Raw genomic sequence first — 1,070 nt, forward strand, 5'->3', positions numbered from 1 at the left:
TGGCCCGCCACCTGCCCGGCACCCTCTTCACCCGTACCGACGAGCTGGGCGTGCCCGGCGATGCCAAAGAGGCCATTCTGTTTGCCGTGCTGGCCAACGAGGCGGTAGCGGGCACGCCGGTGGCCATTGGCGCGGGGCGGCAGCGGGTACCGGCCGTGAGCATGGGCAAGGTGTCGTTTCCGGGGTAATCGGCAGTTTTGTGATTGATAGACCGGCAGAAAAGAACGTCATGCTGAGCGCAGTCGAAGCATCTCGCGTGTGGTAGTAAATCTTTTCTGGCGATTGGATTACTAAAGCACGCGAGATGCTTCGGCTGCGCTCAGCATGACGTTCTTTTGTTTTTCTGCTGTCTACACCGCCCAGACCTCTCCCACCCGCCCATGAACTCCACCACCCAAGCCGCCCTCGACACTACCGGCGCGCAGCCGCTGGCCGAAGCCTCGCAGCCCGGCCGCCTCATCAGCCTCGACGTGTTTCGCGGCCTCACCGTGATGGCCATGATTCTGGTGAACAACCCCGGCGACTGGGGCCACATCTACCCGCCGCTGGAGCACGCCGAATGGAACGGCTGCACGCCCACTGACCTCATCTTCCCGTTTTTCCTGTTCATCGTGGGCGTGAGCCTAGTGTACGCGCTCGATGGCGTGAAGCGTCGCGGCAGGCCGCTTGGGGCCACGCTGGGCCGGGTGGCCCGCCGGGCGGCGGTGCTGTTTGGGCTGGGGCTGCTGCTGTCGCTTTATCCGAAGTTCGACTTTTCAGTGGTGCGCATCATGGGGGTGCTGCAGCGCATTGCACTGGTGTTTTTCGGGTGCAGCGTCATTTTCCTCACCACCAGCCGGCGTACGCAGCTGTGGCTGGTGGCGGCCTTCCTCATTGGCTACGCGGTGCTGCTGCAGCTGGTGCCAGTGCCCGGCTTCGGCCCGGCCAACCTAGAGCCCGCCACCAACCTCGGGGCCTGGCTCGACCGCCTCGTCCTCACCGAGCCCCACCTCTGGAAAACCAGCAAAACCTGGGACCCGGAAGGCCTGCTCGGCACGCTGCCCGCGCTGTCCACCGGCCTGCTGGGCGCC

The 1,070-nt window shown here is 65.0% G+C and carries 1 protein-coding gene and 1 pseudogene; both read left to right on the forward strand.

What is annotated here, in order from left to right; translation table 11 throughout:
* Positions 1-188 (forward strand): annotated as a pseudogene (locus tag ACYVDE_RS23905) (anhydro-N-acetylmuramic acid kinase); the annotation flags it as partial.
* A gap of 192 nt (positions 189-380) precedes the next feature.
* Positions 381-1,070, forward strand: a 690-nt coding sequence (locus tag ACYVDE_RS23910; RefSeq protein WP_460504026.1) for an acyltransferase family protein, incomplete at its 3' end; no start/stop codon positions are given.

The sequence above is a fragment of the Hymenobacter agri genome (genome assembly GCF_054778495.1).